30 protein-coding genes and 1 pseudogene are annotated in these 24,708 nt (G+C 69.5%); 9 read left to right on the forward strand and 22 right to left on the reverse strand.

Translation table 11 applies throughout. From position 1 onward, the window contains the following. Positions 1–21 precede the first annotated feature (21 nt). Genes BN1193_RS05455 through BN1193_RS05465 form a run of 3 tightly spaced genes read right to left on the reverse strand, consistent with a single transcriptional unit; the run spans position 22 to position 3,717 of the window. Positions 22–1,599: a dihydrolipoamide acetyltransferase family protein gene (locus tag BN1193_RS05455; protein WP_040164476.1), complete on the reverse strand. Its 1,578-nt coding sequence runs from the start codon at positions 1,597–1,599 to the stop codon at positions 22–24. After that, on the reverse strand, positions 1,596–2,603 hold the full coding sequence (locus tag BN1193_RS05460) for an alpha-ketoacid dehydrogenase subunit beta (protein ID WP_040164477.1): 1,008 nt from the start codon (positions 2,601–2,603) through the stop codon (positions 1,596–1,598). The genes BN1193_RS05455 and BN1193_RS05460 overlap by 4 nt, the downstream gene beginning before the upstream one ends. Position 2,604: 1 nt before the next feature. After that, positions 2,605–3,717, reverse strand: coding sequence for a thiamine pyrophosphate-dependent dehydrogenase E1 component subunit alpha (locus tag BN1193_RS05465; RefSeq protein WP_040164478.1), 1,113 nt, complete (start codon positions 3,715–3,717; stop codon positions 2,605–2,607). A gap of 168 nt (positions 3,718–3,885) precedes the next feature. Between BN1193_RS05465 and BN1193_RS05470 the strand changes: the two genes are divergently transcribed. Then, on the forward strand, positions 3,886–4,359 hold the full coding sequence (locus BN1193_RS05470) for an Lrp/AsnC family transcriptional regulator (protein ID WP_040164479.1): 474 nt from the start codon (positions 3,886–3,888) through the stop codon (positions 4,357–4,359). A gap of 6 nt (positions 4,360–4,365) precedes the next feature. Here BN1193_RS05470 and BN1193_RS05475 read toward each other — a convergent pair whose 3' ends face one another. Both BN1193_RS05475 and BN1193_RS05480 read right to left on the reverse strand, forming a co-directional pair. Continuing rightward, positions 4,366–5,238 (reverse strand): alpha/beta fold hydrolase, encoded by an 873-nt coding sequence (locus tag BN1193_RS05475; RefSeq protein ID WP_040164480.1) that lies wholly within the window; start codon positions 5,236–5,238, stop codon positions 4,366–4,368. After that, a complete protein-coding gene (locus BN1193_RS05480) occupies positions 5,235–6,206 on the reverse strand; it encodes an NADP-dependent oxidoreductase (RefSeq protein WP_052460454.1) in 972 nt (323 codons plus the stop codon). The genes BN1193_RS05475 and BN1193_RS05480 overlap by 4 nt, the downstream gene beginning before the upstream one ends. Positions 6,207–6,286: 80 nt before the next feature. On the opposite strand from BN1193_RS05480, the gene BN1193_RS05485 reads away from it, so the two are divergent. Beyond that, positions 6,287–6,982, forward strand: coding sequence for an alpha/beta fold hydrolase (locus tag BN1193_RS05485; protein ID WP_040164481.1), 696 nt, complete (start codon positions 6,287–6,289; stop codon positions 6,980–6,982). A 48-nt stretch (positions 6,983–7,030) separates the two neighbouring features. Here BN1193_RS05485 and BN1193_RS05490 read toward each other — a convergent pair whose 3' ends face one another. From BN1193_RS05490 to glgA, 3 genes are all read right to left on the reverse strand, one after another. After that, positions 7,031–7,279 carry a type B 50S ribosomal protein L31 gene (locus BN1193_RS05490; RefSeq protein WP_040164482.1) on the reverse strand — a complete coding sequence of 83 codons (249 nt, stop codon included), beginning with the start codon at positions 7,277–7,279 and terminating at the stop codon, positions 7,031–7,033. 85 nt (positions 7,280–7,364) lie between these two features. Next, positions 7,365–8,147 (reverse strand): ABC transporter ATP-binding protein, encoded by a 783-nt coding sequence (locus BN1193_RS05495; protein ID WP_040164483.1) that lies wholly within the window; start codon positions 8,145–8,147, stop codon positions 7,365–7,367. A gap of 57 nt (positions 8,148–8,204) precedes the next feature. After that, positions 8,205–9,401, reverse strand: coding sequence for a glycogen synthase (gene glgA, locus BN1193_RS05500; RefSeq protein ID WP_040164484.1), 1,197 nt, complete (start codon positions 9,399–9,401; stop codon positions 8,205–8,207). A 47-nt stretch (positions 9,402–9,448) separates the two neighbouring features. Here glgA and BN1193_RS05505 point away from each other — a divergent pair, with 47 nt between their 5' ends. Both BN1193_RS05505 and serB read left to right on the forward strand, forming a co-directional pair. Then, positions 9,449–10,693: a glucose-1-phosphate adenylyltransferase gene (locus tag BN1193_RS05505; protein ID WP_040164485.1), complete on the forward strand. Its 1,245-nt coding sequence runs from the start codon at positions 9,449–9,451 to the stop codon at positions 10,691–10,693. Positions 10,694–10,743: 50 nt separating this feature from the next. Continuing rightward, the gene (gene serB / locus BN1193_RS05510; protein WP_040164486.1) at positions 10,744–11,373 is read left to right on the forward strand and encodes a phosphoserine phosphatase SerB; all 630 of its coding nucleotides are present in this window, start codon (positions 10,744–10,746) and stop codon (positions 11,371–11,373) included. An 89-nt stretch (positions 11,374–11,462) separates the two neighbouring features. Here the strand turns inward: serB and fabG are convergent, their stop codons facing one another. Then, positions 11,463–12,173: a 3-oxoacyl-ACP reductase FabG gene (gene fabG / locus BN1193_RS05515; RefSeq protein WP_040164487.1), complete on the reverse strand. Its 711-nt coding sequence runs from the start codon at positions 12,171–12,173 to the stop codon at positions 11,463–11,465. A gap of 105 nt (positions 12,174–12,278) precedes the next feature. On the opposite strand from fabG, the gene BN1193_RS05520 reads away from it, so the two are divergent. From BN1193_RS05520 to BN1193_RS05530, 3 genes are read left to right on the forward strand one after another with little or no spacing between them, the layout of a single operon-like run. Next, on the forward strand, positions 12,279–12,659 hold the full coding sequence (locus BN1193_RS05520; RefSeq protein WP_040164488.1) for a DUF3099 domain-containing protein: 381 nt from the start codon (positions 12,279–12,281) through the stop codon (positions 12,657–12,659). Next, positions 12,656–12,871 (forward strand): hypothetical protein, encoded by a 216-nt coding sequence (locus tag BN1193_RS05525; RefSeq protein ID WP_040164489.1) that lies wholly within the window; start codon positions 12,656–12,658, stop codon positions 12,869–12,871. Before BN1193_RS05520 ends, BN1193_RS05525 begins: the two co-directional genes overlap by 4 nt. Continuing rightward, positions 12,872–13,723 carry an SURF1 family cytochrome oxidase biogenesis protein gene (locus BN1193_RS05530; protein ID WP_040164490.1) on the forward strand — a complete coding sequence of 284 codons (852 nt, stop codon included), beginning with the start codon at positions 12,872–12,874 and terminating at the stop codon, positions 13,721–13,723. It abuts the gene before it with no gap. Positions 13,724–13,744: 21 nt separating this feature from the next. Here the strand turns inward: BN1193_RS05530 and BN1193_RS05535 are convergent, their stop codons facing one another. The 5 genes from BN1193_RS05535 to BN1193_RS05555 are packed head-to-tail and all read right to left on the reverse strand — an operon-like array spanning position 13,745 to position 17,609. Next, a complete protein-coding gene (locus BN1193_RS05535) occupies positions 13,745–15,343 on the reverse strand; it encodes an ABC-F family ATP-binding cassette domain-containing protein (protein ID WP_040164491.1) in 1,599 nt (532 codons plus the stop codon). A 52-nt stretch (positions 15,344–15,395) separates the two neighbouring features. Further along, entirely contained in the window at positions 15,396–15,740 is a 345-nt protein-coding gene (locus BN1193_RS05540) for a CHY zinc finger protein (RefSeq protein ID WP_094770285.1), read from the reverse strand. Next, positions 15,740–16,330, reverse strand: coding sequence for an energy-coupling factor transporter transmembrane component T family protein (locus BN1193_RS05545; RefSeq protein ID WP_040164493.1), 591 nt, complete (start codon positions 16,328–16,330; stop codon positions 15,740–15,742). The genes BN1193_RS05540 and BN1193_RS05545 overlap by 1 nt, the downstream gene beginning before the upstream one ends. Next, positions 16,327–17,010 (reverse strand): energy-coupling factor ABC transporter ATP-binding protein, encoded by a 684-nt coding sequence (locus BN1193_RS05550; RefSeq protein WP_040164494.1) that lies wholly within the window; start codon positions 17,008–17,010, stop codon positions 16,327–16,329. The genes BN1193_RS05545 and BN1193_RS05550 overlap by 4 nt, the downstream gene beginning before the upstream one ends. After that, positions 17,007–17,609 (reverse strand): biotin transporter BioY, encoded by a 603-nt coding sequence (locus BN1193_RS05555; RefSeq protein WP_040164495.1) that lies wholly within the window; start codon positions 17,607–17,609, stop codon positions 17,007–17,009. The genes BN1193_RS05550 and BN1193_RS05555 overlap by 4 nt, the downstream gene beginning before the upstream one ends. A 50-nt stretch (positions 17,610–17,659) precedes the next feature. Between BN1193_RS05555 and BN1193_RS05560 the strand changes: the two genes are divergently transcribed. After that, positions 17,660–18,253: a TetR family transcriptional regulator gene (locus tag BN1193_RS05560; protein WP_052460455.1), complete on the forward strand. Its 594-nt coding sequence runs from the start codon at positions 17,660–17,662 to the stop codon at positions 18,251–18,253. Here BN1193_RS05560 and BN1193_RS05565 read toward each other — a convergent pair. Further along, the gene (locus BN1193_RS05565) at positions 18,250–18,741 is read right to left on the reverse strand and encodes a YfbM family protein (RefSeq protein ID WP_040164496.1); all 492 of its coding nucleotides are present in this window, start codon (positions 18,739–18,741) and stop codon (positions 18,250–18,252) included. The two genes, BN1193_RS05560 and BN1193_RS05565, sit on opposite strands and share 4 nt — an antisense overlap. Before the next feature lie 173 nt (positions 18,742–18,914). On the opposite strand from BN1193_RS05565, the gene BN1193_RS05570 reads away from it, so the two are divergent. Continuing rightward, positions 18,915–19,481, forward strand: a complete 567-nt coding sequence (locus BN1193_RS05570; RefSeq protein WP_040164498.1) for an NADPH-dependent FMN reductase — start codon at positions 18,915–18,917, stop codon at positions 19,479–19,481. Positions 19,482–19,485: 4 nt separating this feature from the next. Here BN1193_RS05570 and BN1193_RS05575 read toward each other — a convergent pair whose 3' ends face one another. The 7 genes and pseudogenes from BN1193_RS05575 to sufD all read right to left on the reverse strand — a co-directional run bounded on the left by BN1193_RS05575 (position 19,486) and on the right by sufD (position 24,708). Further along, positions 19,486–20,577: an MFS transporter gene (locus BN1193_RS05575; RefSeq protein ID WP_230206415.1), complete on the reverse strand. Its 1,092-nt coding sequence runs from the start codon at positions 20,575–20,577 to the stop codon at positions 19,486–19,488. An 86-nt stretch (positions 20,578–20,663) separates the two neighbouring features. After that, positions 20,664–20,951 (reverse strand): annotated as a pseudogene (locus BN1193_RS18470) (MFS transporter); the annotation flags it as partial. Then, the gene (locus BN1193_RS05580) at positions 20,948–22,090 is read right to left on the reverse strand and encodes a MalY/PatB family protein (RefSeq protein ID WP_040164500.1); all 1,143 of its coding nucleotides are present in this window, start codon (positions 22,088–22,090) and stop codon (positions 20,948–20,950) included. The pseudogene BN1193_RS18470 and the gene BN1193_RS05580, both read right to left, overlap by 4 nt. Position 22,091: 1 nt before the next feature. After that, positions 22,092–22,421 carry a metal-sulfur cluster assembly factor gene (locus BN1193_RS05585; RefSeq protein WP_040164502.1) on the reverse strand — a complete coding sequence of 110 codons (330 nt, stop codon included), beginning with the start codon at positions 22,419–22,421 and terminating at the stop codon, positions 22,092–22,094. A 9-nt stretch (positions 22,422–22,430) separates the two neighbouring features. Further along, entirely contained in the window at positions 22,431–23,201 is a 771-nt protein-coding gene (gene sufC, locus BN1193_RS05590) for a Fe-S cluster assembly ATPase SufC (protein WP_040164503.1), read from the reverse strand. Further along, positions 23,201–23,530 carry a non-heme iron oxygenase ferredoxin subunit gene (locus tag BN1193_RS05595; protein WP_040164505.1) on the reverse strand — a complete coding sequence of 110 codons (330 nt, stop codon included), beginning with the start codon at positions 23,528–23,530 and terminating at the stop codon, positions 23,201–23,203. The genes sufC and BN1193_RS05595 overlap by 1 nt, the downstream gene beginning before the upstream one ends. Continuing rightward, complete coding sequence (gene sufD / locus BN1193_RS05600) at positions 23,530–24,708, reverse strand: Fe-S cluster assembly protein SufD (RefSeq protein ID WP_040164507.1); 1,179 nt, start codon at positions 24,706–24,708, stop codon at positions 23,530–23,532. The genes BN1193_RS05595 and sufD overlap by 1 nt, the downstream gene beginning before the upstream one ends.

Raw genomic sequence — 24,708 nt, forward strand, 5'->3', positions numbered from 1 at the left:
CGGCGGAGTGCTCGTCCGGAGTCACGAGAACAGCATCGCCCGGCCGGGATCGGACAGCACCGCGGCCACGTCGACGAGGAAGCGCGCACCCTGCTCCCCGTCCACCAGGCGATGGTCGAAGGACAGGCTGAGCGTCATCACATCCCGCAACGCGATCTCACCCTGGTGCTCCCACGGCCGCTTCTGCACCGCGCCGACGGCCATGATCGCCGCTTCCCCGGGGTTGATGATCGGGGTGCCGGCCTCGATCCCGAACGTGCCGATGTTCGACAGTGAGAACGTCCCTCCGCTCATCGCGGCCGGCGTCGTCCGACCGGCACGTGCGGTCTCAGCGAGGTCGCGGATGCGGTCGGACAGATCACCGAGGTTCAGCAGGTCCGCGTCGCGGATGTTGGGCACGACGAGGCCCCGCGGGGTTGCGGCGGCGATCCCGAGGTGCACGTAGTCCGGCTGCACGATCTCCGCCGCCGCCTCATCCCAACGGGAGTTCAACGTCGGGTTGCGGCGCAGCGCGAGGCACGCGGCCTTGGCGACGACCGCGAACACGCCGATACGGCGTTCCGCGAGCGTGCGATCCGCCCGCAGCCGCGCCACGAGTTCGGTGGTCGCGGTGACGTCCACCGTGTGGAAGGTGGTGACGTGCGGCGCCGTGAATGCGCTCGAGACCATGGCCGCAGCCGTCGCCTTGCGCACACCCTTGATCGGCGTGCGGGACTCGCCGCGAGCGGGGGTGTCACTGCTGACCGGTGCGGGCACGGACGCGGTCACGGGTTCGGCGAACGCATGCTCCTGAGCGGCGTGGACGTCCTCGCGCGTGATCAGACCGTCCGGTCCGGTGCCGGTCAGCGACGCCAGGTCGATGCCGAGATCGCGGGCCAGCTTGCGCACCGGGGGCGTGGACCGCGGCCGGTCGCCCTGGACCGGCGTCGGTGCCGGCACCGGAGCGACGGCGACCGCTGCGGGGGCGGGCGCCGAGGCAGCCGGGGCGGCGTGCGCGCGAGCGCGTCGGGCGGGCCGGGAGCGTGAGGTCGGGGCGGCGCCGTAGCCGACGAGGTTCGGCGGCACCACTTCCTCCTCCTCGGCGACGGCGGTCGGCGCCTCCGCGGCGGGGGTCGGGGCCTCTCCGGGGTCGGACGGGGTCAGGACGGGCCCCGCCCCCCCCGCTGGTCCGGCCTCGCCGTGCCGCGCCGGGACGGCGCCGGCGGGCGGGGGGGGCCGGGCCCCGACCGGCCTCCCCCCCGCGCCTCGGGCGGGCCGGGAGCGTGAGGTCGGGGCGGCGCCGTAGCCGACGAGGTTCGGCGGCACCACTTCCTCCTCCTCGGCGACGGCGGTCGGCGCCTCCGCGGCGGGTGTCGGGTCCTCTCCGGTGTCGAACGTGATCAGGACGGACCCGACCTCGACCGTTGATCCGGCTTCGCCGTGCAGCGCCGTGACGACGCCGGCGTGCGGTGAGGGCAGGTCCACGACGGCCTTCGCCGTCTCGACCTCCGCGATCGGCTGGTTCACCGTCACGGTGTCCCCGACGGCGACGTACCACTGGATGAGTTCGGCTTCGGGAAGACCTTCGCCGAGGTCCGGCAGGTGGAAATCGGTGCTCACAGCTGCACCCCCGAGAGACTGTTGGGGCGACCGAGCGCGCGGTCCACGCCGTCCAGGATGCGATCGAGGTCCGGGATGTGGAACTTCTCCAGCTTCGACGGCGGGTACGGGATGTCGTGTCCGGTGACGCGCACCGGGGCGGATTCGAGGTACTCGAAGTCGCGCTCGGTCACGCTCGCGATGATCTCCGCTGCGACGCCCGCCTCCCGGGCGGCCTCATGCGTCACGACGAGGCGACCGGTGCGCCGGACCGACGCATCGATCGTCGGGTAGTCCACCGGCGAGAGCGAACGCAGGTCGATGACCTCGATGGACACGCCCTCATCCTCGGCTGCGGTGGCGGCATCCAGCGCGGTCTTCACCTGGGCGCCGTAGGTCACCAGCGTGACATCGGTGCCGGGACGGGCGACGCGCGCGAGTCCCATCGGCGGGGCGTCGGCGAGGTTGGTCGTATCGACCTCACCCTTGGTGTGGTACAGACGCTTGGGCTCGAGGAAGACGACCGGATCGTCGGACGCGATCGCCTGCTGCAGCACGGTGTACGCGTCCTGCGGGTTCGATACCGCGACCACACGCAATCCGGAGGTGTGCACGAAGTAGGCCTCGGGAGATTCGGAGTGGTGCTCGGCGGCCCCCACTCCCCCGGCCCACGGAATGCGGATCGTGATCGGCATCTTCACCGCGCCGAGCGTGCGGTAGTGCAGCTTGGCGACCTGGCAGACGATCTGGTCGAACGCCGGGTACATGAACCCGTCGAACTGGATCTCGACCACCGGGCGATACCCACGGAAGGCCAGCCCGACCGCGGTGCCCATGATGCCGGCCTCGGCCAGCGGTGAATCCAGCACTCGGTCCGGACCGAACGTGTCCAGCAGACCGTCGGTGATGCGGAACACGCCGCCCAGGCGGCCGACGTCCTCACCCATCACCAGGACCTTCTCGTCCCGCTGCATGCTCTCGTGCAGTGCGGTGTTCAGGGCGGAGCCCATGGTCATCATCGTCATCTCACGCCTCCGTCTCGAAGCCGGCGAGGTAGGCGGCGAATTCGGCCTTCTGACGCTCGAGACCACTGTGCGGTTCGGCGTAGACGTGGTCGAAGACCTCCATCGCCCCGCGGGGCTTCATGTTCAGCACGGCGCCGCGCATCTGGGCCCCGACCTCATCGGAGTCCAGGGCCACGGTCGCGGCGAATGCGTCGAATTCCGGATCGATGTCCCGCAGGTGAGCGGCGAGGCGGTCGATCGGGTCCTTGCGGCGCCAGTCCTCCAGCTCGTCCGCGTCGCGGTAGCGGGTGGGATCGTCGGAGGTGGTGTGCGGGCCCATCCGGTAGGTCACCGCTTCGAGGAACACCGGCCCCTCGGTGCGGGCGTGATCGGCGGCCCAGCGCATCGCGGCGAGGCACGCGAGGACGTCGTTGCCGTCCACGCGCATGGCGGCCAGGCCGAAGCCGGGTGCCCGGCCGGCGATCGGCGCGGAAGCCTGCACACCGACGGGCTCGGAGATCGCCCACTGGTTGTTCTGGCACACGAACACGACCGGAGCGTTGTAGGAGGCGGCGAAGACCATCGCCTCGTTCACATCTCCCTGGCTCGTCGCGCCGTCACCGAAGTACGCCACGGCGATGTCGTCCGCACCGTCGCGACGGATGCCCATGGCGTAGCCGACCGCGTGCAACGACTGCGCGCCGATGATGATCTGCATGGTCGCGGTGTTGATCGCATACGGGTCGTAGGACGAGTTCTTCTCGCCGCGCCACGTGTTCGCGATGTCTTCGATGGTGGCGCCCCGCGTGCGGACCACGCCGATCTCGCGGTAGCTGGGGAACACGAAATCGCTCGGGCGCAGGGCTCGGGCGGTGCCGATCTGGGCGGCCTCCTGTCCGAGGCTCGGAGCCCAGAGGCCGAGCTGTCCCTGGCGCTGCAGGGAGAAGCCCTCGGTGTCGATGCGGCGCTGCAGGACCATGTCCCGATACAGCCCGCGAAGTTCGGTGACGGACACGTCCGCGACCCAGGCATCCAGCAGGGGATCGGACACGCGTGTGCCGTCGGGGCGGATCAGGCGCGCGACATCGTCAAGTCGCTCATCCGTGTCGTCCGCGGGGGTGAGGGTGTACACCATCGTCAGGCCTCCTGAAGCGTTCGCCCTTGTGGGGCTCCAGCGTCGACCGGCACCTTCGCCGGATTGCTTCCGAGCGTAGACGCGCTCGTCAGGACGCTCAAGCATCCTCCGTCACACTGAGCACTATGCGTTCAGTCACCGGTCGATGGCCTGCTAATCTTGCGCACTATGACGCCCCTCGATCGGACCGATCTCGACCTCCTGACCGCGCTCGCCGCTGAGCCGCGCGCCACCGTGGTCGCGTTGGCCGAGCGACTCGGTCTGTCCCGCAACACCGTGCAGGCGCGGATGGCGCGGCTGGAGAAGGCGGGCGTCTTCCTCTCCTTTGAGCGTGCCCTCGCTCCGTCCGCATTCGGCTTTCCGCTGGAGGCCGTGATCAGCGTGGGTCTGCGGCAGAGTGACCTCCCCCGCATCATCGCGGAGATCGCCCGTATTCCGGAGGTGGTGCAGGCGCACGGACTCAGCGGACAGGTGGATCTGCTGGTGCGCGTCGCGTGCCGAGACGCGCGTCACCTGTTCGACACGGATGCTCGGATCCTGGCGATCGAGGGTGTGGAACGGACCGAGACGTCCCTGGTGATGGGCGAGGTCATTCCGTTCCGCATCGGCGGACTGATGGAGATCGCGCGCCGCGATCTCTGATCCATCTCAGTCCAGGAACTCCGTGATCGCGGCGGCCGCCGCCTGCGGCGTCTCGTAATGAATGAGGTGCCCGACGTCGGGGATCTCCACCAACCGGGCATCAGGGAACATCGTCACGAGCACGCGCTCCGCCTCGATGGGCGTGATGTCATCCTTCTGCGCGGCCACCAGGAGGGTCGGGACCGTGATGCGCGGTGCGGACGCTCGCACGTCATGGGACACGGACGTGACGAATGCGTCGTGCAGCTGTGATCGGTCCGCGAACTCCGAGAAGTGCCGGTCGTGCTGATCGTGGATGAACTCGCGCAGCGCGCGATCCGTGGTCTTGGCCATCGTGATGCTCATCACGCGGACGATGACGCGGCTGCGCAGCAGCCAGGTGCCGATGCGCCGGGGCAGGCGTGCGCCGGCCCAGTAGTAGAACACCGCCAGCCGCGTCATGATGCCACGGGGCCCCTCCAGGGCCGGTGCGCCGATCGGGTTGATCAGGATCAGACGCGGCGTGGGCAGTCCCCCGGCCACCGCTGCGGCGGCGACGATCGAGCCGAACGAGTGTCCCAGGATGACGGCGCCCGGCGCCACCGCGCCGGCGAAGGCGTCCAACCAGTCCACGTAGGCGGTCAGGTCATGCGTCCGGTTCGGCAGGGGCGGCGTCTCGCCGAAACCCGGCAGGTCAGGTGCGATGAAACGAACGTGGGGCAACTGCGCGAACACCGGCTCCAGTCCGTGGTGCGTGCCGCGGAAACCGTGCACCACCACGATCGTGGTGGCGGCGTCCTCGGGCCCGTACACCCAGTAGGCCGTGGTGCCGCCGGCCGCGCTCACCTCGGCCCGCCGGACCGGGAGGCGCGACAGCTGGGCGGCATACGGCGAGGTCATCCCTCGATTGTACGAGCGGTGTCGGTCGCGGACGGGACCGGGTCGTCCTGGCTGAGCTGGATCACGAGCTTGCCGCGGACGTGCCCCTCACTCAGACGCGCGACGGCGTCGGGCAGTTGCTCCAGCGGGTACACGCCGGTGATCTCAACGGTCAGGCGCCCCTCGGCGATCTCGGCGAGCGCGCGCGCCACCGTTCCCGGTGCGCTCTCGTTCCCACCGGTGGCGCGCACGCCGTTCGGCACGTCCGACGCGGCGATCGTCGTGATCCGCTCCGGCGCGACGCCCAGCTCGAGCGCCGCCGTCAACGTCGTGACGCCCTGCAGGTCCGTGGCCGCGGTGACCGGGCGGTCCGTCACAGCGCGGATGTTCTTGACGAGGTCGCCGTGATAGTCGACAGGGAGGGCGCCCAGGTCGCGCAGGACGTCGTGATTGGACGCCGAAGCGGTGGCGATGACCGTGGCGCCGGTCGCGCGCGCGAATTGGACGGCCAACAGGCCGACGCCTCCGGCCGCGCCACCGATGAGAACCGTATCCTCAGCGGTGAGGTTGAGGTGACGAATCGCCGCGTCCGCTGTGCGCGCGGCGATCGGCAGCGTCGACGCAGCCGCGAGCGAGACCCCATCGGGGACGGGCACGAGGGTACGGGCGCGCACCACCGCGTCGTCGGCGACAGCCGCGCCGCGGGCTTCACCCACCACGCGGTCGCCGACGGCGAACCCCTCGACATCCGCACCCACGGCGTCGATGACCCCCGCCAGGTCGTTGCCGTAGCCGCCGGGTACCGGAACGCCGAACCGCGCCGACAGCTGCTCCGATGCGGCGACCTTCCAGTCCACGGGGTTGAGCCCCGCTGCGACGACGCGAACGCGCACCTCGCCGCCACCGGGCTCGGGGACGGGTCGGTCGATGATCTCGAGGAATTCCGGTCCGCCGATGGCGGTCTGGCATGCTGCGCGATGAGTTCTCATGCATCGGTTCAGCGTGTCCGCGGGTGGGGCTATTCCCGGATCCGACGATCGGTGTCGGCGGTCGGTGCTAGCGTGCGCCCATGGATGTGATCCTCATTCCGGGCCTCTGGCTCGATGGCGCGTCATGGGACGCTGTTCTGCCGGTGCTGCGTTCGTTCGGACATCGCCCGCATCCGGTGACTCTGCCGGGCGTGGGGGCGTCCGCGGCGGAGTCGAGCGAGCTGGGCATCGCCGACTGGATCGATGCCGTCGTGGCCGAGATCGACACGTTCGAGGAGCCGGTCGCGGTCGTCGGGCACTCCGGTGGCGGCAACGTCGCCTGGGCGGCGGCGGCTCAGCGGCCGGAAAAGGTCGCGAAGGTGATCCTCGTCGACTCCGTGCCGCCCCACCCGGGCGGGGCGATCAGCGAGTTCGAGGTCGTGGACGGTGTCATCCCGTTCCCCGGCTGGGACTTCTTCCCCGACGACGACGTCGCCGACCTCGACGAGGCGACGCGCGAGCGCACCGCTCCGCTGTCCCTCAGTGTGCCGGCGCGCATTCCCACCGACCCGATCGCTTTGGCGTCGGACGCCCGGTTCGGTGTCCCGGTGCGGTTGCTGATGGGCGGGATGGAACCGGAGGAGTTCGACGCCCAGATCGATGGGTGGGGACCGTACGGCGAGGAGTATCGCGCCATCGCGGACGCGCAGGTGACCAAGATCGGCTCCGGTCACTGGCCGCAGTTCTCCGTCCCGGAGCGGCTCGGCGAGCTCATCGCGCGTGCGATCGAACGCTGACCGGGAACGAGAAAGGGCCCCGCGATGCGGGGCCCTTTCCGTGTCGGCTTACTTGCCGAAGTTCTTGAAGCGCTGGTTGAACTTCTCGACGCGACCGGCCGAGTCCATGATGCGCTGCTTGCCCGTGTAGAACGGGTGCGAAGCCGAGGAGATCTCGACGTCGATCACCGGGTACTCCACACCATCGAGCTCGATCGTCTTGTCAGAGGTGACGGTGGAGCGGGTGAGGAAGGTCTCGCCCGAGCCGAGGTCGCGGAACACGACGGCCTGGTAGTCGGGGTGGATGTCAGTCTTCATGGGTTGTCCTTGCGGGAGTTGTTGTTCTCAGGAAAAAAGTCTGCGGGTGACGTGCACCAAAGAGCGATTCTATCAGACGCTCGGGTCAGACAGCGCGCGCGGCATACCGTCCGTCGTCCTTGGTCAAGCGGATCGGCATCCCGAACGTCTCGGTGAGGGTCTCCTCCGTGAGGTTGTCCTCGATCGGTCCCTGGGCGACGACCTTGCCATCGCTCAGCAGCAGCACGTGGGTGAACCCGACCGGGATCTCCTCGACATGGTGCGTGACCATGACCATCGCCGGCGTGCCCGGCTCCAGCGCGTACCCGCTGAGCAGTTGCAGCAGCTCCTCGCGCGCGCCGAGGTCGAGGCTGGCGGTCGGCTCGTCCAGCAGCAGGATCTCCGGGTCGGTCATGACGGCACGCGCGATCTGGACTCGCTTCTGCTCGCCGTCGGAGAGCGTGCCGAAGAGGCGATCCGCGAGGGCATCGAGCTTCCACTCCGCCAGCACGCGCTGTGCGCGGCGCTCGTCGAGCGACTCGTAGGCCTCGTTCCATCGCCCCATCACGGCGTACGCGGCCGTCATCACGACGTCGCGGACGGTCTCGTCGGCGGGGATCCGGCGCGCCATCGCGGTGGACGCGAACCCGATCCGGGGGCGCAGCTCGAACACGTCGGTGCGGCCCAGGCTCTCATCCAGGACGTTCACGCTGCCGCTGGTCGGGTAGTCCAGCGTCGCCGCGATGCGCAGCACGCTGGTCTTGCCGGCGCCGTTCGGGCCGATGACGACCCAGCGCTGGTCGTCATCGACGGACCAGGTGAACTCGTCGACGATGTGACGGCCGTTGCGACGCACGACAACGTCACGGAAATCGAGAACGCGGGACATGCTTCCACCCTATCGGCCCACGCCGCGTGCTCCCTGCGCCCGCACGCCGTGTCGGCCTCAGCGCGACGCGGCGAGGACGTCCTGGTAGAGGGCCGTCGTCTCGGTCGCGATCTGCGCCCAGCTGAACCGCTCCGTCGCCCGCCGACGCCCGGCCTGGCCCATGCTGCGCGCACGTTCCGGATCCGAGACGACCTCGGTGAGGACGGCGGCGAGATCGGCCACGTAGCGTTCCGGATCCACCGGAGTGCCGGTGCCGTCCTGCACCTGCTCGATGGGCACCAATCGTCCGGTCACGCCGTCCTGGACCACCTCGGGGATGCCGCCGGTGGCGGTGCCGACCACGGCCGCGCCGCAGGCCATCGCCTCAAGGTTGACGATCCCGAGCGGCTCGTACACGGACGGGCAGACGAACGTCGTCGCGGAGGTGAGGATGGCGCACAGCTCGTGGCGCGGCAGCATGTCCTCGATCCACACCACCCCATCGCGGCTCTCGCGCAGCTCGGCGACGAGTCCACGGACCTCGTCCATGATCTCGGGGGTGTCCGGGGCGCCCGCGCAGAGCACGAGCTGCACGTCGGCGGGCAGCGCGTGGGCAGCGCGGAGGAGGTACGGCAGGCCCTTCTGACGCGTGATCCTTCCGACGAAGACGACCGAGGGGCGCGCCGGGTCGATGCCGTAGCGCTCCAGGACGGCGTCGTCCTCGACCGGGTGCCACTGCTCCACGTCGATGCCGTTGTAGATCACGCGCACCTTCGCCGGGTCCAGCTCCGGATAGCACCGCAGGATGTCTCGGCGCATCCCGTCGCTCACCGCGACGACCGCCGCGGCACCGGTGAAGGCCGTGCGCTCGATGAAGCTCGACACCGCGTAGCCGCCGCCGAGCTGCTCGGCCTTCCACGGCCGCAGGGGCTCCAGGCTGTGCGCGGTGACGATGTGCGGAATTCCGTGGAGAAGGCCCGCGACGTGACCCGCGAAACCGGCGTACCAGGTGTGCGAGTGCACGACGTCGGCACCGGCGACGTCCCCCACGATCTCCAGGTCGATGCCGAGGGTCTGGATGGCGGGGTTGGCTCCGTCGAGTTCGACGGGGACGTCGTATGCACTGGTGTCCGCCTCGTCCCGCGGTGCGCCGAACGCTCGCACCTGGACCTCCGTGCCGTCCGCGCGCAGCGCCTTGACCAGCTCGGCGGCATGCACACCGGCACCCCCGTAGATCGCCGGCGGGTATTCCTTCGTGACGATGTCGACGCGCATGGACGCAACGCTAGTACACCGTCGCGATCGTCCCCTAGGTTGGGACCATGCCAGCAGCACCGAAGGTCTTGGGGATCGTTCTCGCGGGTGGGGAGGGCAAGCGGTTGATGCCGCTCACCGCCGACCGCGCGAAACCGGCTGTTCCCTTCGGCGGCCAGTACCGCCTGATCGATTTCGCCATCTCGAACCTGATCAACTCGGGTCTCAGACAGATCGTCGTGCTGACGCAGTACAAGTCCCACAGTCTTGACCGGCACATCTCGCAGACCTGGCGGATGTCGGCGCTGCTGAACTCCTACGTCGCGTCCGTTCCGGCTCAGCAGCGTCTCGGCAAGCGCTGGTTCTCCGGCTCCGCGGACGCCATCCTGCAGAGCTTGAACCTGATCAACGACGAGAAGCCGGACATCGTCATCGTGATCGGCGCCGATCACGTGTACCGCATGGACTTCCGGCAGATGCTCGAGGCCCACATCGAATCCGGTGCCCGGGCGACCGTCGCCGGCATCCGTCAGCCGATCGCGATGGCCAACCAGTTCGGCGTCATCGACGTCGAGCCGGAATCGCCGGAGCGCATCCGGGAGTTCCTGGAGAAGCCGACCGACGCCACCGGGCTCGCCGACTCCCCCGGCGAAGTCCTCGCGTCGATGGGCAACTACATCTTCGACGCGGATGCGCTCATCGAGGCGGTTCGCGGCGACGGCGAGTCCACCACGTCCGCCCACGACATGGGCGGGGACATCATCCCCTACTTCGTCGAGCGCGGCGAAGCGGGCGTGTACGACATGGTGCGCAATGAGGTTCCCGGGTCCACCCCGCGTGATCGCTGGTACTGGCGGGACGTGGGAACGATCGATTCGTTCTTCGACGCGCATAAGGACCTGATCGCGACGCTGCCGATCTTCAACCTGTACAACAGCGACTGGCCGATCTACTCGCAGTCGGTGAACTCGCCGCCGGCGAAGTTCGTCCGAGACGGTGTGGGGCGCATCGGCAATGCGATCGACTCGATCGTCTCGCTCGGCTCCGTCCTGTCCGGAACCCACCTGGAACGTTCCGTGGTGGGACCGTGGACGCTCGCCGCCGGAGGGTCGACGATCACCGACTCGGTGCTGTTCGACCGTGTCCAGGTCGGCGCGGGCGCTCGGGTGCATCACGCGATCCTGGACAAGGACGTGGTGCTCGAAGAGGGCGCCACCGTCGGCGTCGATCGGGAGAAGGATCTGGCTCGCGGGTTCACCGTCACCGAGTCCGGCATCACCGTCGTCGGCAAGGGCATCCTCGTCCCGCGCTGAGCGCCTCGGACCCGTCCGAGGTCACGCCCCGCGGCCAGTAGGCTCGGGGCGTGACTCGTTTCCTCGTCGTGCTCGATGCTGATTCCACCCTCATCCGCAACGAAGTGATCGAGCTGATCGCCGATGAGGCCGGTCGAGGCGCCGAGGTCGCCGCCGCCACGGAGGCGGCGATGCGCGGAGAGGTGGACTTCGCCGCGAGTCTGCGCTCGCGCGTGGCGGCTCTGCGCGGCGTGCCGGTGTCCGCGTTCGCACGCGTGCTGGAGCGGATCGAGCCGACTCCCGGTGTCACCGACCTCATCGACGCCGTGCATGAACGCGGCGGAACGGTGGGCGTCGTCTCCGGCGGCTTCCACGAGGTCCTCGACGTCATCGCACCCCGTCTCGGCGTGGACGTGTGGCGAGCCAACCGCCTGGCTGTCGCCGACGAGGCCCTGAGCGGCGAGGTCGAAGGCGACATCGTCGATGCGGCGGCCAAGGCGTCGTGGTTGCGGACGTGGGCCGCCGAGCGCGACGCGTCCGTGACGATCGCCATCGGCGACGGTGCGAACGACCTGCAGATGATGTCGGCGGCAACGCTGGGATTGGCCTTCAACGCGAAACCGAAGGTCCGCGCGGACGCCGACCTCGTGGTCGGCCCGGTGGACCTGTCCGCCGTGATTCCGCTGCTCCCCCGCGCCTGACGACATCCCCGGCTCCCGAAACACCACGAAGCGCCCGACACACCCATGCGATGCACGAGGGTGTCGGGCGCTGGTGGTTGTTTCGGGCGTCAGTGACCCATGCCGAGGCCGCCGTCGACGGGGATGACGGCGCCGGAGATGTAGGCGGCATCGTCCGAGGCGAGCCAGGCGACGACGCCGGCGACCTCGTCGGGCTGCGCGAAGCGGTTCGCCGGAATCGTCCGCAGGTACTCGGCCTGCGTCTCCTCGGGCAGTTCGGCGGTCATGTCCGTCTCGATGAAGCCCGGTGCGACGACGTTGGCGGTGATGTTGCGCGAACCCAGCTCACGCGTGAGTGAGCGGGCAAAGCCGACCAACGCGCTCTTGGACGCCGCGTAGTTGATCTGCCCGGCCGAACCCAGCAGTCCGACCACGGAGGAGATCAGGATCACGCGGCCGTACTTCTTGCGCAGCATTCCCTTGGACGCACGCTTGACGACACGGAACGTGCCGCCGAGGTTGGTGGCGACGACGGAGTCGAAGTCCTCTTCGGACATGCGCAGCAGGAGCGTGTCCTTGGTGATGCCGGCGTTCGCCACGACGATCTCCACCGGGCCGAGCGCGGCCTCCACCTCGGTGAAGGCGGCATCCACGGCCGCAGCATCGGTGACGTCGGCGCGGACGGTGAGCGTGCCCTCCGGGCCCTCCCCGGAACGCGCGGTCACAGCGACCTTGTACCCGTCGCGCACGAAGCGCTCCGCGATGGAACGGCCGATGCCGCGATTGCCTCCGGTGACCAGGACGACGCGGTCAGTGCTCATGGATCCTCCAGACTCGGGACGTGCGCGAACCAGCCTATCGGCGGCGGAATGCTCACTGAGCGGATGGGCGCTGACGGCCACGGCGAGTCGTAGGCTTGAGGTGTCGTGAAAGCCCGTTCCCACACCCCGTCCGCAACGTCCCTGCCGCGTGCGCCGCAGGACGAGGCGCTGTCGCGCCTGAAGCGCTACGGGTTGACGATGGGCATCCGCACGCTCTGCTTCATCCTGATGGCGGCCGTCACGCCGTACGGCTGGTACACGTGGATCTTCGCCGCCGGTGCGATCTTCCTGCCCTACGTCGCCGTCGTGTTCGCCAACGTCGGTGAGGACGCCCGCGAGCAGCCTCGTCCGGAGGCGCCCGAGCAGGCGATCACCGCTGCTCCCTCCGCTCCGGCGACGCCGGCGTCCCCCGGTGTGATCCGGCTCAGCGAGAGCCCGCAGTCCCTCGACCCCGCAGAGGACGACCACGACGGGGACACGCCGTGATCGGCGACGCCGTCGGCTCCGACGAGTGCTCGCGCGCCGGCTGCCGCGCTGCCGCCGACTGGCAGATCCACTGGCGGAACCCCCGCATCCACACTCCCGACCGCCGCAAGACCTGGCTGGCCTGCACCGAGCACGTCGACTACTTGCGCGAGTTCCTCGCCGCTCGAGAGTTCCCGCTGAGCGTTGAGCCCCACCCCACGAAGGCCACCTGAATGCCGAAGAACACCGCCGCCCGTTGGACGCTGTACGTCGCGATCGCGATCGTGTTCGCGATCGTCTGCGCGTTCCTGTCCGACTGGCAGTTCACCCGCAATGAAACGCGGGCCGAGGCGAACCACCTGATCGAGGCGAACTACGACGCCAAGCCGGTGCCGCTGGCCGAGGCGATCCCGGTTGGCGGGGCATTCCGCGCGGCCGACGAATGGCAGCGGGTCGAGGTCACCGGTCACTATCTGACGGATGCGCAGTTGCTCGCTCGCAACCGGCCGCTCGGCGGGACGAGTGCGTTCGAGGTGCTGGTGCCGTTCCAGACCGATGACGGGCGCATCTTCGTGGTGGACCGGGGCTGGGTGCCACCCGCGGACAACGACTCGGTTCCGTCCGCCGTGCCCGCTGCCCCGAGCGGCGAGGTGACGGTCACAATGCGGCTGCGGCCGAGTGAGGGCCTGCCGGTGTCCGGCCGCTCGTCGGCTCCGAAGGGCCAGGTTCCGACGATCAACCTGCCGCTGGTCGGCGAGCAGACGGGCCTGGCCGTGGAGACCTCGGCATACGGGCTCATGGCGACCGAGTCCCCGGCGCCGGCGAACCGCCCGCAGGCATTGGATGAGCCGACGATCGACCCCGGCCCGCACCTGTCCTACGCGATCCAGTGGATCCTGTTCGCGGTGATGGGGTTCGTCTTCATCTTCTACATGATCCGGACCGAGCGGAAGCATCGCCGGGAGGACGCCGAGGACGCTGCCGCACTGGCCGCCGGCGAGACGCCCACGGTGCGGGTCAAGGCCAAGCGCAAGGACCGGGACGCGGACGACGAGGACGCACTGCTGGACTCGTCCGCGCGTTGAGCCGCGGGTGAGCCGCCGGCCTCAGGCGAGCTCGATGAGCTCCTGGTACTCCTGGTTCCAGATGTCCTCGACGCCGTCGGGCAGGATCAGCACCCGTTCCGGGTTCAGCGCCGCGACGGCACCCGGGTCGTGCGAAACGAGGATGACCGCACCCTCGTAGTGCGCGAGGGCGTCCAGGATCTCCTCGCGGGAGGCCGGGTCGAGGTTGTTCGTGGGCTCGTCGAGCATCAGCACGTTGGCGCTGGAGACCACGAGGGTCGCCAGCGAGAGACGGGTCTTCTCGCCTCCGGAGAGCACGCCCGCGGGCTTCAGCACGTCGTCTCCGGTGAACAGGAACGACCCGAGGACCTTCCGGGCGTCCGTGGCGTTGATGTCGGGAGCCGCGGACATCATGTTCTCCAGGACGGAGCGGTTGACGTCGAGGTTCTCGTGTTCCTGCGCGTAGTAGCCGATCTTCAGTCCGTGACCGGGCTCGATCGAGCCGGTGTCGGCGGCGTCCACACCCGCGAGGATGCGCAGCAGCGTGGTCTTGCCGGCACCGTTGAGGCCGAGCACGACGACCTTCGAGCCGCGGTCGATCGCGAGGTCCACGTCGGTGAAGATCTCCAGGGACCCGTAGGACTTGGACAGGCCCGAGCCCATCAGCGGGGTCTTGCCGACCGGAGCCGGCTTCGGGAAGCGCAGCTTCGCGACGCGGTCGACCTGACGGACGTCCTCGAGTCCGCTCAGGAGCTTCTCGGCGCGCGCGACCATCTGATGCGCCGCCGCGGCCTTGGATGCCTTGGCGCCGAAGCGCGCGGCCTGCAGCTGGAGGGCGGTCGCCTTCTTCTCGGCGTTGACGCGCTCCTTCTTCCGGCGCTCCTCGTCGGCCACCCGCTGGCGCAGGTAGTTCTTCCAGTTCATGTTGTAGATGTCGATGACCTGGCGGTTCGCGTCCAGGTAGAACACCCGGTTCACGGTCTCACCGACCAGTTCCACGTCGTGGCTGATCACGATCAGGCCACCGCGGTACGTCTTCAGGAACTCGCGCAGCCACACCACCGAGTCCGCATCGAGGTGGTTCGTCGGCTCGTCGAGGATCATCGTGTCCGCATCCGAGAACAGGATGCGCGCGAGCTCGATGCGCCGGCGCTGGCCACCGGAGAGCGTCTTCAGCGGCTGATCGAGGATCCGGTCCGGCAGAGACAGGTTGTGCGCGATGGACGCCGCCTCCGCCTCCGCCGCGTAACCGCCGAGGCCTTCGAAGCGCTCGGTGAGGTTGCCGTAGCGCTTCATCGCCTTCGCCGCGACGTTCGGGTCGTCATCGCCCATCAGCAGGGACGCCTCGCGCATCCCGAGCGCGAGCGATCCGAGTCCCCGGGCGTCCAGAATGCGGGTGCGAGCGAGCATCTCCGGGTCACCGGTGCGCGGGTCCTGCGGCAGGTATCCGAGTTCGCCACTGCGAGTCACGGAGCCGTCCGCGGGGATGAGATCGCCCGCGAGCACCTTGGTCAGGGTGGTCTTGCCGGCGCCGTTGCGACCGACGAGCCCGATCTTGTCGCCGGGACCGACGCGGAAGGTGACACCCTCCATGAGCTGCCGGGCCCCGACGCGGATCTCCAGGTTCTGCACGGCGAGCACGGCGAATTCCTAACGATGAAGGTGGAAGTGACCGAACGGCCAGCCTCCGAGTCTATCGCGTCTGTCCGGGAACAAACCCGAAGTACCGATCGTGGTGCGCCCGGCACCCCGGATTGAACGGGTGGGCACACTCCGGACACGCTTCGGCAGCGAGGTACCGGGCAGCGTCCATCAGGTGGCCGCAGGCGCCGCAGCACGCCACCGGCTCCCCCGTCGCGGCCGGCCACGTCCGTCGCGCGTGGTCGGCGTCGGCGTCATGGCACGCGGCGCAGCCGTACCAGCGGCCACAGCACGGCAGACGCAGCGCGACCACGTCCGTCGGACCGGCGTGATGGACGCAACGGGACTGCGCGTCCACCGCGGCGCCGTGCAGTTCGCCGCCCGGGAACCCGCGCATCAGTCCACTCCCCGTGCGGTGAGAGCGTCGGCGACGCCGTCCGCGTGCCGCAACGACATCACCAGCAGCGGCAGGACGAAGCGCACGCCGGGGCGGACTCCCCGCGAGGTCTGCGCGTCGCGAATGCGATGGGCGAACGACGCGATCACCGGGATCAGCGTGATCGTGAGCTGCAGCACCAGGGCCACGCGGCGCGGGTCGACGCCGAAACGGCGCAGCGGCCCCGCGACACGGGTCACCACGCCGAGCACGTCGCCCATCGGTGTGGTGGCGGTCACGAGTGCGGCCGCCAGCAGCAGCGCCAGGATGCGCAGCGCCCCGACGACCGCGTCGGCGGGTGCGACGAAGAACCACAGTGAGACACCGATCATCAGCACCGGCCACCGTGCCGCCCACACCTGCTGGGCGAGAAACCGCGCGCCCAGCCGGGCGACGATGCAGCCGAGCAGCACGACGCCCAGTGCCGCGAGCCCGGCGAGAACCGTCGAGAAGAACGAGACCGATGCGGCGAGCACCACGAGGGCCGCGAGCTTCGCCGCCGCATGCACACGATGAAGGGGGCTGCGTCCGGGGCGGTACAGGGTGATCATGCCGCAGCCCGTTCGTAGGCTCCGACGACGTCGTCCGGGTCGCCGACGGACACCAGCCGGCCGGCGTCGAAGCGGAGCACCGCCTCGCACCTCCGCGCCAGCGCCAGGTCGTGCGTCACGATGATCACCCGCGGCAGCGGGCCGTCCACGAGGAGGTCGGCCATCCGCCGCGCATTGCGCAGATCCAGGAGGGTCGTCGGTTCATCCGCGATGACGACGGCTGGCTCGCGGACGAGCACGGCGGCGAGCGCCAGGAGTTGCTTCTGCCCACCGGACAGCGCGGCCGCCGGCACGTCGCGCCGAGACAGCAGACCGAATCGCTCCAGAGTGGCATCGACCCGGCGGCGGCGTTCGGGGCCGCTGAGACCGGAACCGCGCAGCGAGAGGTCGACGTCCTCCCCCGGCGTCGGCATGAGGATCTGCGCGTCCGGATCGGAGAACACCATGCCCACGCGGCGGCGCAGAGACCGGCGCTCACGGACGACGTCGACGCCGTCCACCGTTGCGCCGCCGCTCGTCGGCGTGACCAGTCCGCCCAGGACGCGAGCGAACGTGCTCTTGCCGGAACCGTTCTCGCCGATGATCGCGATGCGTCGCGCAGCCGTCGCGACCGTGACCTCAGCCAGCACCGGTGTCCCGTTCAGCACGAGGGACAACCCGTCCGCGCGGATACCGCTCATTGCAGGGGCGTGGGCCGTGCCCCCACCGCGACCGCGGTGCCGAACACGGGCGGGTACGCGCGGGCGAGTGCCAGCGTGAGCGCTGTCGCCAACCCGGCTTTGAGCAGGTCGCCCGGCAGGAACACGAGACTGGTCAGCGCCGCTTCCGGCAGGCTCACCCCGGTGATGACGGCCTGCACCGGAAGACCGAAGGCGTATACCGTCACGATGCCCCCGATGACGGCGCCGAGGCCCGCCCGCCACCAGGACGGGCGCGCGATACGGCCGGCGGCGTGCGCGATGAGTCCGGCGACGAACGCTCCGGCGATCCAGCCGATGAGGTAGCCCGCCGTGGGACCGACGAAGACGCCGAGCCCGCCGCGTCCGCCCGAGAGCACCGGCAGTCCGACCGCCGCGAGCACGAGCACGACGGCGACGGCCAGCGCTCCGCGGCGTGCCCCGAGCACGAGGCCGGCGAGCATGACGCCCAGAGTCTGCGCGGTGATCGGCACCAGGCCCGGCACCGGAATGGGACCGATCAGCCCGAGTGCGGCGATCACCGCGGCGAAGACGGCGACGCGGGCGATGTCCCGGGTCTCGAGCGGGTGTGCGTGTGTCATGGATTCCTCCTGAACAGTGTTCACTGAACGCCGTTCACTATACTGGGAGGATGACTCCCGCGCACGAATTCCGCACGGGCCGGATCGATCGCGAGACCATCGTCACCGTCGCGCTGCGCCTGCTCGATGAATGGGGCTTCCCGGATCTCACGATGCGACGCCTGGCCGGTGAGCTCGGGGTGCAGCCGAGCGCCCTGTACTGGCACTTCGAGAACAAGCAGGCCCTGCTGGCCGCGGTCGCGGAACGCATCGTGTCGGCGGCGAAACCCAGCGCGGTGCCCGAGGATCCGGCACTCATCGCCCGAGCTCTTCGAACCGCCGTCCTGGCCCACCGTGACGGGGCCGAGGTGGTCATGAGCACCTACGCACTCACGTTCGGCGCCGGCGAGGCCTCGGCGGCCCTGCGGCGCGCGTTCGCCGCGCACTCCCCCGCTCGCGATGCGGATCTCGCCACGGCGGCCGTGCTCCAGTTCCTCCTGGGCAATGCCACGGTGCTGCAGCAGCGTCTGGACGCCGTGCGCCTCGGTGCGGTCACCGCTGACGCGAACGCGGTTCAGGTGGCGTCCGACGCGGAGTTCGCCCTCGGCTTGGCGGCCCTGGTCCGAGGGGTGGTCCAGCCGGGGGTCCCGCCTTCCGGGATCTAGAGGATGCTCACCACGACGGCGAGGCCCCCCGCGGCCGCCCGGACGTAGAAGTCCCTCAGTCCGCAGAACTCCTCGGCGAGTTCGTGGCGGAGCTCGGTGGGGTCACCGCTCCAGATGTTCGGATACAGCTCGGCGTCCGCGAACGCGCTGAAGTCCGCCGCCGCCACGAGCGCATCGATGTCCACCGCCTGCAGCGCGCGGACGATGTGTGCCACCTCGTCAGGCTCCGTCGCGCCGGCGAACAGGTCGGATTCATCGTCGAAGACGTGCACGCCCACGATCGCCTCGCTGAGTGGGTCGCCATCGATCGGCGAGTCGGCCGAGACGCCCGTCATCAGGAAGTGCAAGCCGTCCCAGATCTTGTCGAGCGTGAACGTGTCAGCGTCGCTCTCCTCGAGGTCGGCCAGCGCCTCCCCGAGATCGTCGGCCTCATTGAGGTCGTCCAGAGACGCTTCCGGTATCGCCACATGGACCGCTCGCATCCCCATGATCGGCTCCCCTTCCCCACGTGATGCTCAGAGTACGCGCGCAGCGCCGGGGACGCACGGGTCCGGTTCCCCGTTCGCCCAGTTCACATTCAGGGGAATACGAAACCCGGAACGTACGTTGGAGTCCAGGTCGCGTCGGTCACGGCGCGGAAAGCTTGCAGAAAGGTCACTCCGTGAAGATCGGAATCATCTCGGGCTCGATCCGCCAGGGTCGCAACTCCGCCCACGTCGCCCGCTGGGTCAAGGACCACGCGGACGCGCTCGCCTCCGACGGCGTCGAGTTCGAGCTCGTCGCGCTGGCGGACTACGATCTGCCGCTGTTCGACGGCGCGGTGCTCCCCGCCATGATGAACAAGCAGTACGACAACCCGGCAGTCGCCGCCTGGTCGGAGAAGATCGACTCGTTCGACGCATACGTGTTCGTGACTCCGGAGTACAACCACGGCGTACCCGGCGCGCTGAAGAACGCCGTCGACTCGCTCGGTCCGGAGTGGACCGACAAGGTCGTCGCGTTCGTGTCCTACGGCGCGGACGGCGGTGTGCGCGCCGTCGAGCAGTGGCGCCAGATCCTCGCGAACTTCAACATCTACGCGATCCGTTCCACGGTCGCGCTCGCGCTGTTCCAGGAGTTCGGCCACGAGGGCTTCGCGCCCCTGGAGCGCCGCGCTCAGGAGATCGAGGCCGTGCTGACCAGCCTCATCCAGACCACCGAGCGCGTCGGAGTGCCCGCCTCGCTCTGAGGCTTCATCCCGCGGCCCCGTTCTCCTCGGAGGACGGGGCCGCGGTGATCTCCCCGGTCTCGTGCGCGTGGCCCAGGCGAAGGCCCGGGATGAGGGCCAGTCCGGCGATGACGGTCGCGAATGCGAAGACCGCAGCGAACCCGCCGCCGAACGCGGTGAGCAGCCCGAAGACCGCGATCACCATCGCCGTACCGAGCGAGTCGGCGATCGTCAGTGACGAGGAAACGAAACCCTGCGTCTGCGGGGTGGAGTACGCCAGACCCAGGACGGACAGCCGCGGGTAGACGAACCCCATCCCGGCACCGGCGATCGTCCACGCGACCACGACGAGCCAGGGCGGCGCGGCCAGGACCGCGACCACGGCGACCAGAGCGATGGACAGGGTGAGGGCACCGATGCCGAGGACCGCGGTGCGGGCATTGCCCAGCCGATCCCCGACGCGGCCCTGCACCTCAGATGCTGCTGACCACATCAGCGCACCGCCGGTGAGCCCGAGGCCGGCCATCGTCGGCGTGAACCCGTACTCGTCGCGCAGCAGGTACGGAATGTAGATCTCGGCACCGAGCATGCCGCCGGCGATGAGGGCACGCGTCGCCACGACGCTCGCCACCCCTGGACGCAAGACGAGCGTTCCGCGCGGGAGCAGGGGGCGCACGGCGATCACGATCACCACCACGAGTCCGACAGCGATGGTCACGAGCAGCGGACGCGGCAGCTCCCAGTCGCCGAGCATGCTCAGCAGTGTGGCGGCCACGGCGACGATGACACCGACCGCGATCCGCGTGGGAACACCCGCTCCCGACGCCGGTTCACTCGGCCCACCGATGGTGCGCAACCGACCGACCACCATCGCGAACGCCGCGACGGTGAGGACTGCGACACCGAGGAACACCCACCGCCAGTGCAGGGCGCCCGCGACGACGCCGGCGATGAACGGGCCGATCAGCGACGGCACCACCCACGCCGCCGAGAACGCCGCGAACACGCGACCGTGCAGCGCGCCGGGATAGGCGCGCGCGACCACGACGTAGAGCCCCACGGTCTGCCCGCCCGCCCCGAGCCCCTGCACCAGGCGCCCGAGAACCAGAACCGGCATCGTGTCGGCCAGGCCGGCGACGATGAGCCCGAGAACGAAGGCCCGAGAACCAGAACCGGCATCGTGTCGGCCAGGCCGGCGACGATGAGCCCGAGAACGAAGACGCCGACGGACACGGCGACCGGCCACAGAGGGCGCGCGCGGTCGCACCAGATGCCCGCGACGATCATGCCGATGATGCTGCTGGCCATGGTGCCCGCGAAGGCCACGGCGTACAGCGACGCGCCGTCGAGATCCTCGCTGACCACCGGCATCACGGTCGTGACCGCCAGCGACTCGAACGCGGCGAGGAAGATCAGGGCGACAGCGCCCGCGGTGGTCCAGACGTACGGCGGTGACCAGACACCGGCGGCCGGCGCCTCCGGCCCGCTCACACGAGTGCGCCGATGCGGGCGAACGCCTCCCGCAGCAGCTCCTCGGAGGTCGCGAAATTCACACGGATGTGGCCGCGTCCGGCATCGCCGAAGGACGGGCCGGGGTTCACCGCGACGCGGGCCCGCTCCAGGATCATCGGGGCGGGATCGTCCCCCCAGCCGAGTGCGGAGACGTCGATCCAGGCGAGGTATCCCGCATCCGGAACGCGGTAGACGGCGCCCGGCAGGTGTTCGGCGACGAGCTCGGCGATGAGCGTGCGGTTCCGATCCAGACGGGCGCGCAGCGCATCCAACCAGGCGTCACTGGCCTCGTCGTACGCGGCGATCCCGGCAAGCGCACCGAACCAGCCGGTGCGCCACTCGACTTCGATCGGCAGCTGCGCGACGACCTCCGTCGTGCGCTCGTCCGCGGTGATCATCAGCGCGCACTTGAGGCCGGCGAGGTTGTACGCCTTGCTCGCGCTGGTGACGGCGTAGCCGACCGCGGCGGCGTCCGCGGAGGCGTCCAGGAACGGGGTGAACGTCACGCCCTCCCGCACCAACGGTGCATGGATCTCATCGCTGATGATCGCAGCGCCGTGACGCTTCGCGATCGTGGCGAGCTCGGCGAGCGTTTCGCGGGTGTGCACGGTTCCGGTCGGATTCTGCGGGTTGCACAGCAGCATCGCGGTCGCGCCGGCCGCGAAGGCCGCCTCGATACCCGGAAGATCCAGCTCGCCGGTGGCGGTGAGCGGGACGAGCTCGACCACGGCGCCCGCTTCCGGGACCGCATCGAAGAAGGGCGGATACACCGGGGGCGTCACGATCACGCGCTCCCCCGGCGACGTCACGCCGCGCAGCAGCTCCACGAGCCCCATCACGACGTCTGCGGTGGTGCGCACGCGCGCCGGATCCACCGTCCAGTCGTGGCGGCGAGCCGCGAAAGCGACGTAGGCGTCCTGCAGTCCGTGGCGCGGCGGTGTGTAGCCGGTGTCGCCGATCTCGACGGCCTCCCGCAGCGCGGCGGTGATGGCCGGCGCCAACGGGAAATCCGACTCCGCCACGAACAGCGGGATCACATCGTCCGGGTGAGTCGCCCACTTGGTGGAGCCACGCCGCCGCAGCACGTCCTCCGGGAGAGCGTCGAGAGGCGTCGTCATGTCAGATCGCGAAGCCGAGCGCGCGCATCATGTCGCGCCCGTCGTCCGTGATCCGCTCGGGACCCCACGGCGGCATCCACACCCAGTTGATGCGGAACTGGTCCACGACACCGTCGAGCGCCTCGCCGGTCTGCGCCTCGAGGACGTCGGTGAGCGGGCAGCCGGCACTGGTCAGCGTCATGTGGATGACGAGCGCATCGTTCTCGTCATCCCAGCTGAGGTCGTAGATGAGCCCGAGGTCGACGACGTTCACGTTGAGCTCAGGGTCCATCACGTCCTTGAGCGCCTCAGTGACCTCGTCGTACTTCTCCGGCGTGAGTGTCACAGTCATGTAACGAGCCTACGCTTCGATGATCTCGTCGGCGCCGAGGAAACGGTCGTATCCCTCGGCCTCCAGGCGATCGGCGAGTTCCGGACCGCCCTCCTCGGCGACCTGCCCCTTGACCAGCACGTGCACGTGGTCCGGCTTGATGTAGCGAAGGATGCGCGTGTAGTGCGTGATGAGCAGCACTCCCATGCCGGTGGCCTCCTTGGCGCGGTTCACGCCCTCGGAGACGACCTTGAGCGCGTCCACGTCCAGGCCCGAGTCGGTCTCGTCCAGGATCGCGAACTTCGGCTGGAGCAGTTCGAGCTGCAGGATCTCGTGCCGCTTCTTCTCGCCCCCGGAGAAGCCCTCGTTGACGTTGCGCTGGGCGAACTTCGGGTCCATGCGCAGGGCCTTCATCGCGCCCTTGACGTCCTTGGTCCAGGTGCGGATGGCCGGCGCCTCGCCGTCGATGGCGGTCTTGGCGGTGCGCAGGAAGTTCGTCACGGTGACACCGGGGATCTCCACCGGGTACTGCATGGCCAGGAACAGGCCGGCCCGGGCGCGCTCGTCCACGGTCATCTCCAGCACGTCCGCGCCGTCGAGCGTGATCGTTCCGGAGGTGACGGTGTACTTCGGGTGACCGGCGATCGTGTACGCCAGGGTCGACTTGCCGGAGCCGTTCGGACCCATGATGGCGTGGGTCTCGTTCGTGTTGATGGTGAGCGAGACACCGTTGAGGATGGGCGTGGTGCCCTCTTCGGTCTCGACGGTCACATGCAGGTCGCGGATCTCGAGAACAGACATCAGTTGCTTTCCTTCTTCACGGTGGGATCGATGAGCACGTCATCGCCGTCGATCGTGACGGCGAACACCGGGACGGGCTCGTAAGCGGGGAGGTTCAGCGGCTTGCCGCTGAGCAGGGAGAAGGCCGAGCCATGGGCCCAGCACTCGATGGAATCGCCCTCGACGAAGCCGTCGGCCAGGGAGATGTCGCCGTGCGTGCAGGTGTCGCCGATGGCGTGGATCTCGCCCTCGCCGTCCTTGACGATGCAGATCGCCACGTCGTCGATGACGACGCGCAGCGCGGCGTCCTGCTCCAGCTCACTGGCGGAGCAGGCGCGGGTTGCGGCCATCAGGCCACGCCCCGGTCCAGCTCGACCTGGATCGCGTCGAACAGCTCCTGCTCGAGCGAGTCGATGCCGATCTTCTGGACGATCTCACCGAGGAATCCGACGACCACGAGGCGTCGTGCTTCCTCCTCCGGGATGCCGCGGGCCTGCAGGTAGAACAGCTGCTCATCGTCGAAGCGTCCGGTCGCCGAGGCGTGCCCGGCACCGAGGATGTCTCCGGTCTCGATCTCGAGGTTCGGGATCGAGTCGGCGCGCGCGCCGGTGGTGAGCACCAGGTTGCGGTTGGCCTCGTAGGAGTCCGTCGCGGTGGCGTCCGGGCCGATCAGCACGTCGCCGACCCACACCGTGCGGGCCGTCTCGCCCTGCAACGCGCTCTTGTAGAGCACGTTGCCGACCGTGTGCGCACCCTTGTGGTGCAGGTAGACCTGGCTCTCCAGGTGCTCGCCCGGGTCGGCGAAGGACACGCCGTACATCTTGCTCTCGGCACCGGAACCGGCCAGCTGCACGCTCGGGTTCACGCGCACCACACCGCCGGACAGGCTCGCGATGATGTGCGTGAGCTTGGCGTCCTTGTCCACGCGCGCCTGGTGGGCTGCGGCGTGCACCGCGTCCTCATCCCAGCGCTGCACCGACACGACCGTGAGGTCGGACCCGTCCCGGGCGATGATCTCCACGTTCTGCGCGTACTGCGCGGAACCCTTGTGGTCCAGCACGACCGTGCCTCGAGCGTTCTCGCCGGCTTCGATGACGATGTGTCCGAAGGCGCGCTTGTCGGCCCCGGTCCCGGTGATCGGGAGGGTCAGGGGCTCGGAGAGCTCCTCGCCGGCACCGATGCTCAAGTGCAGGACGCCGGGCGCCTGCTTGTAGGCGATCGCGGCCATCCGGTCTTCGGGCCGGAAGAACTCATCCCCGGACGCGACCGGCTCGGCGCCCAGGTGTGCCTCGACGCCGTCCAGCTCGTACTGCACCGCCCCGTCGTCGCCGGGCTCGTCGGTCAGTAGAGCCCGCAGGCGGTCCACCGGCGTGTGCATGAAGTTGACCTCGCGTCCGGTCGGCATGGGCAGCTCGGCCGGGTCGAAGGAGGTGGGGCGCTCGGAGCGCGTCTGCACGGGGACGAACGGGCCGTCCGAGTGCGCGAGAGAGCCAGGCACCACGACGGGCGCCTCTGTCGGGGTCGTCAT

Source organism: Microbacterium gorillae, assembly GCF_000826185.2.
Taxonomy (GTDB): domain Bacteria; phylum Actinomycetota; class Actinomycetes; order Actinomycetales; family Microbacteriaceae; genus Microbacterium; species Microbacterium gorillae.

Bases quoted from the DNA above. Each gene is read 5' to 3' on its own strand.
- BN1193_RS05585 (WP_040164502.1), bottom strand. From the start codon at position 22,421: ATGACTGTGACACTCACGCCGGAGAAGTACGACGAGGTCACTGAGGCG.
- BN1193_RS05490 (WP_040164482.1), bottom strand. From the start codon at position 7,279: ATGAAGACTGACATCCACCCCGACTACCAGGCCGTCGTGTTCCGCGAC.
- BN1193_RS05540 (WP_094770285.1), bottom strand. From the start codon at position 15,740: ATGCGCGGGTTCCCGGGCGGCGAACTGCACGGCGCCGCGGTGGACGCG.
- fabG (WP_040164487.1), bottom strand. From the start codon at position 12,173: ATGAGCACTGACCGCGTCGTCCTGGTCACCGGAGGCAATCGCGGCATC.
- BN1193_RS05545 (WP_040164493.1), bottom strand. From the start codon at position 16,330: ATGATCACCCTGTACCGCCCCGGACGCAGCCCCCTTCATCGTGTGCAT.
- BN1193_RS05560 (WP_052460455.1), top strand. From the start codon at position 17,660: ATGACTCCCGCGCACGAATTCCGCACGGGCCGGATCGATCGCGAGACC.
- sufC (WP_040164503.1), bottom strand. From the start codon at position 23,201: ATGTCTGTTCTCGAGATCCGCGACCTGCATGTGACCGTCGAGACCGAA.
- BN1193_RS05530 (WP_040164490.1), top strand. From the start codon at position 12,872: ATGCCGAAGAACACCGCCGCCCGTTGGACGCTGTACGTCGCGATCGCG.
- BN1193_RS05565 (WP_040164496.1), bottom strand. From the start codon at position 18,741: ATGGGGATGCGAGCGGTCCATGTGGCGATACCGGAAGCGTCTCTGGAC.
- BN1193_RS05505 (WP_040164485.1), top strand. From the start codon at position 9,449: ATGCCAGCAGCACCGAAGGTCTTGGGGATCGTTCTCGCGGGTGGGGAG.
- BN1193_RS05555 (WP_040164495.1), bottom strand. From the start codon at position 17,609: ATGACACACGCACACCCGCTCGAGACCCGGGACATCGCCCGCGTCGCC.
- BN1193_RS05580 (WP_040164500.1), bottom strand. From the start codon at position 22,090: ATGACGACGCCTCTCGACGCTCTCCCGGAGGACGTGCTGCGGCGGCGT.
- glgA (WP_040164484.1), bottom strand. From the start codon at position 9,401: ATGCGCGTCGACATCGTCACGAAGGAATACCCGCCGGCGATCTACGGG.
- BN1193_RS05550 (WP_040164494.1), bottom strand. From the start codon at position 17,010: ATGAGCGGTATCCGCGCGGACGGGTTGTCCCTCGTGCTGAACGGGACA.
- BN1193_RS05465 (WP_040164478.1), bottom strand. From the start codon at position 3,717: ATGGTGTACACCCTCACCCCCGCGGACGACACGGATGAGCGACTTGAC.
- BN1193_RS05480 (WP_052460454.1), bottom strand. From the start codon at position 6,206: ATGAGAACTCATCGCGCAGCATGCCAGACCGCCATCGGCGGACCGGAA.
- BN1193_RS05475 (WP_040164480.1), bottom strand. From the start codon at position 5,238: ATGACCTCGCCGTATGCCGCCCAGCTGTCGCGCCTCCCGGTCCGGCGG.
- BN1193_RS05470 (WP_040164479.1), top strand. From the start codon at position 3,886: ATGACGCCCCTCGATCGGACCGATCTCGACCTCCTGACCGCGCTCGCC.
- BN1193_RS05595 (WP_040164505.1), bottom strand. From the start codon at position 23,530: ATGGCCGCAACCCGCGCCTGCTCCGCCAGTGAGCTGGAGCAGGACGCC.
- BN1193_RS05575 (WP_230206415.1), bottom strand. From the start codon at position 20,577: ATGCCGGTTCTGGTTCTCGGGCGCCTGGTGCAGGGGCTCGGGGCGGGC.
- BN1193_RS05485 (WP_040164481.1), top strand. From the start codon at position 6,287: ATGGATGTGATCCTCATTCCGGGCCTCTGGCTCGATGGCGCGTCATGG.
- BN1193_RS05460 (WP_040164477.1), bottom strand. From the start codon at position 2,603: ATGACGATGATGACCATGGGCTCCGCCCTGAACACCGCACTGCACGAG.
- BN1193_RS05495 (WP_040164483.1), bottom strand. From the start codon at position 8,147: ATGTCCCGCGTTCTCGATTTCCGTGACGTTGTCGTGCGTCGCAACGGC.
- sufD (WP_040164507.1), bottom strand. From the start codon at position 24,708: ATGACGACCCCGACAGAGGCGCCCGTCGTGGTGCCTGGCTCTCTCGCG.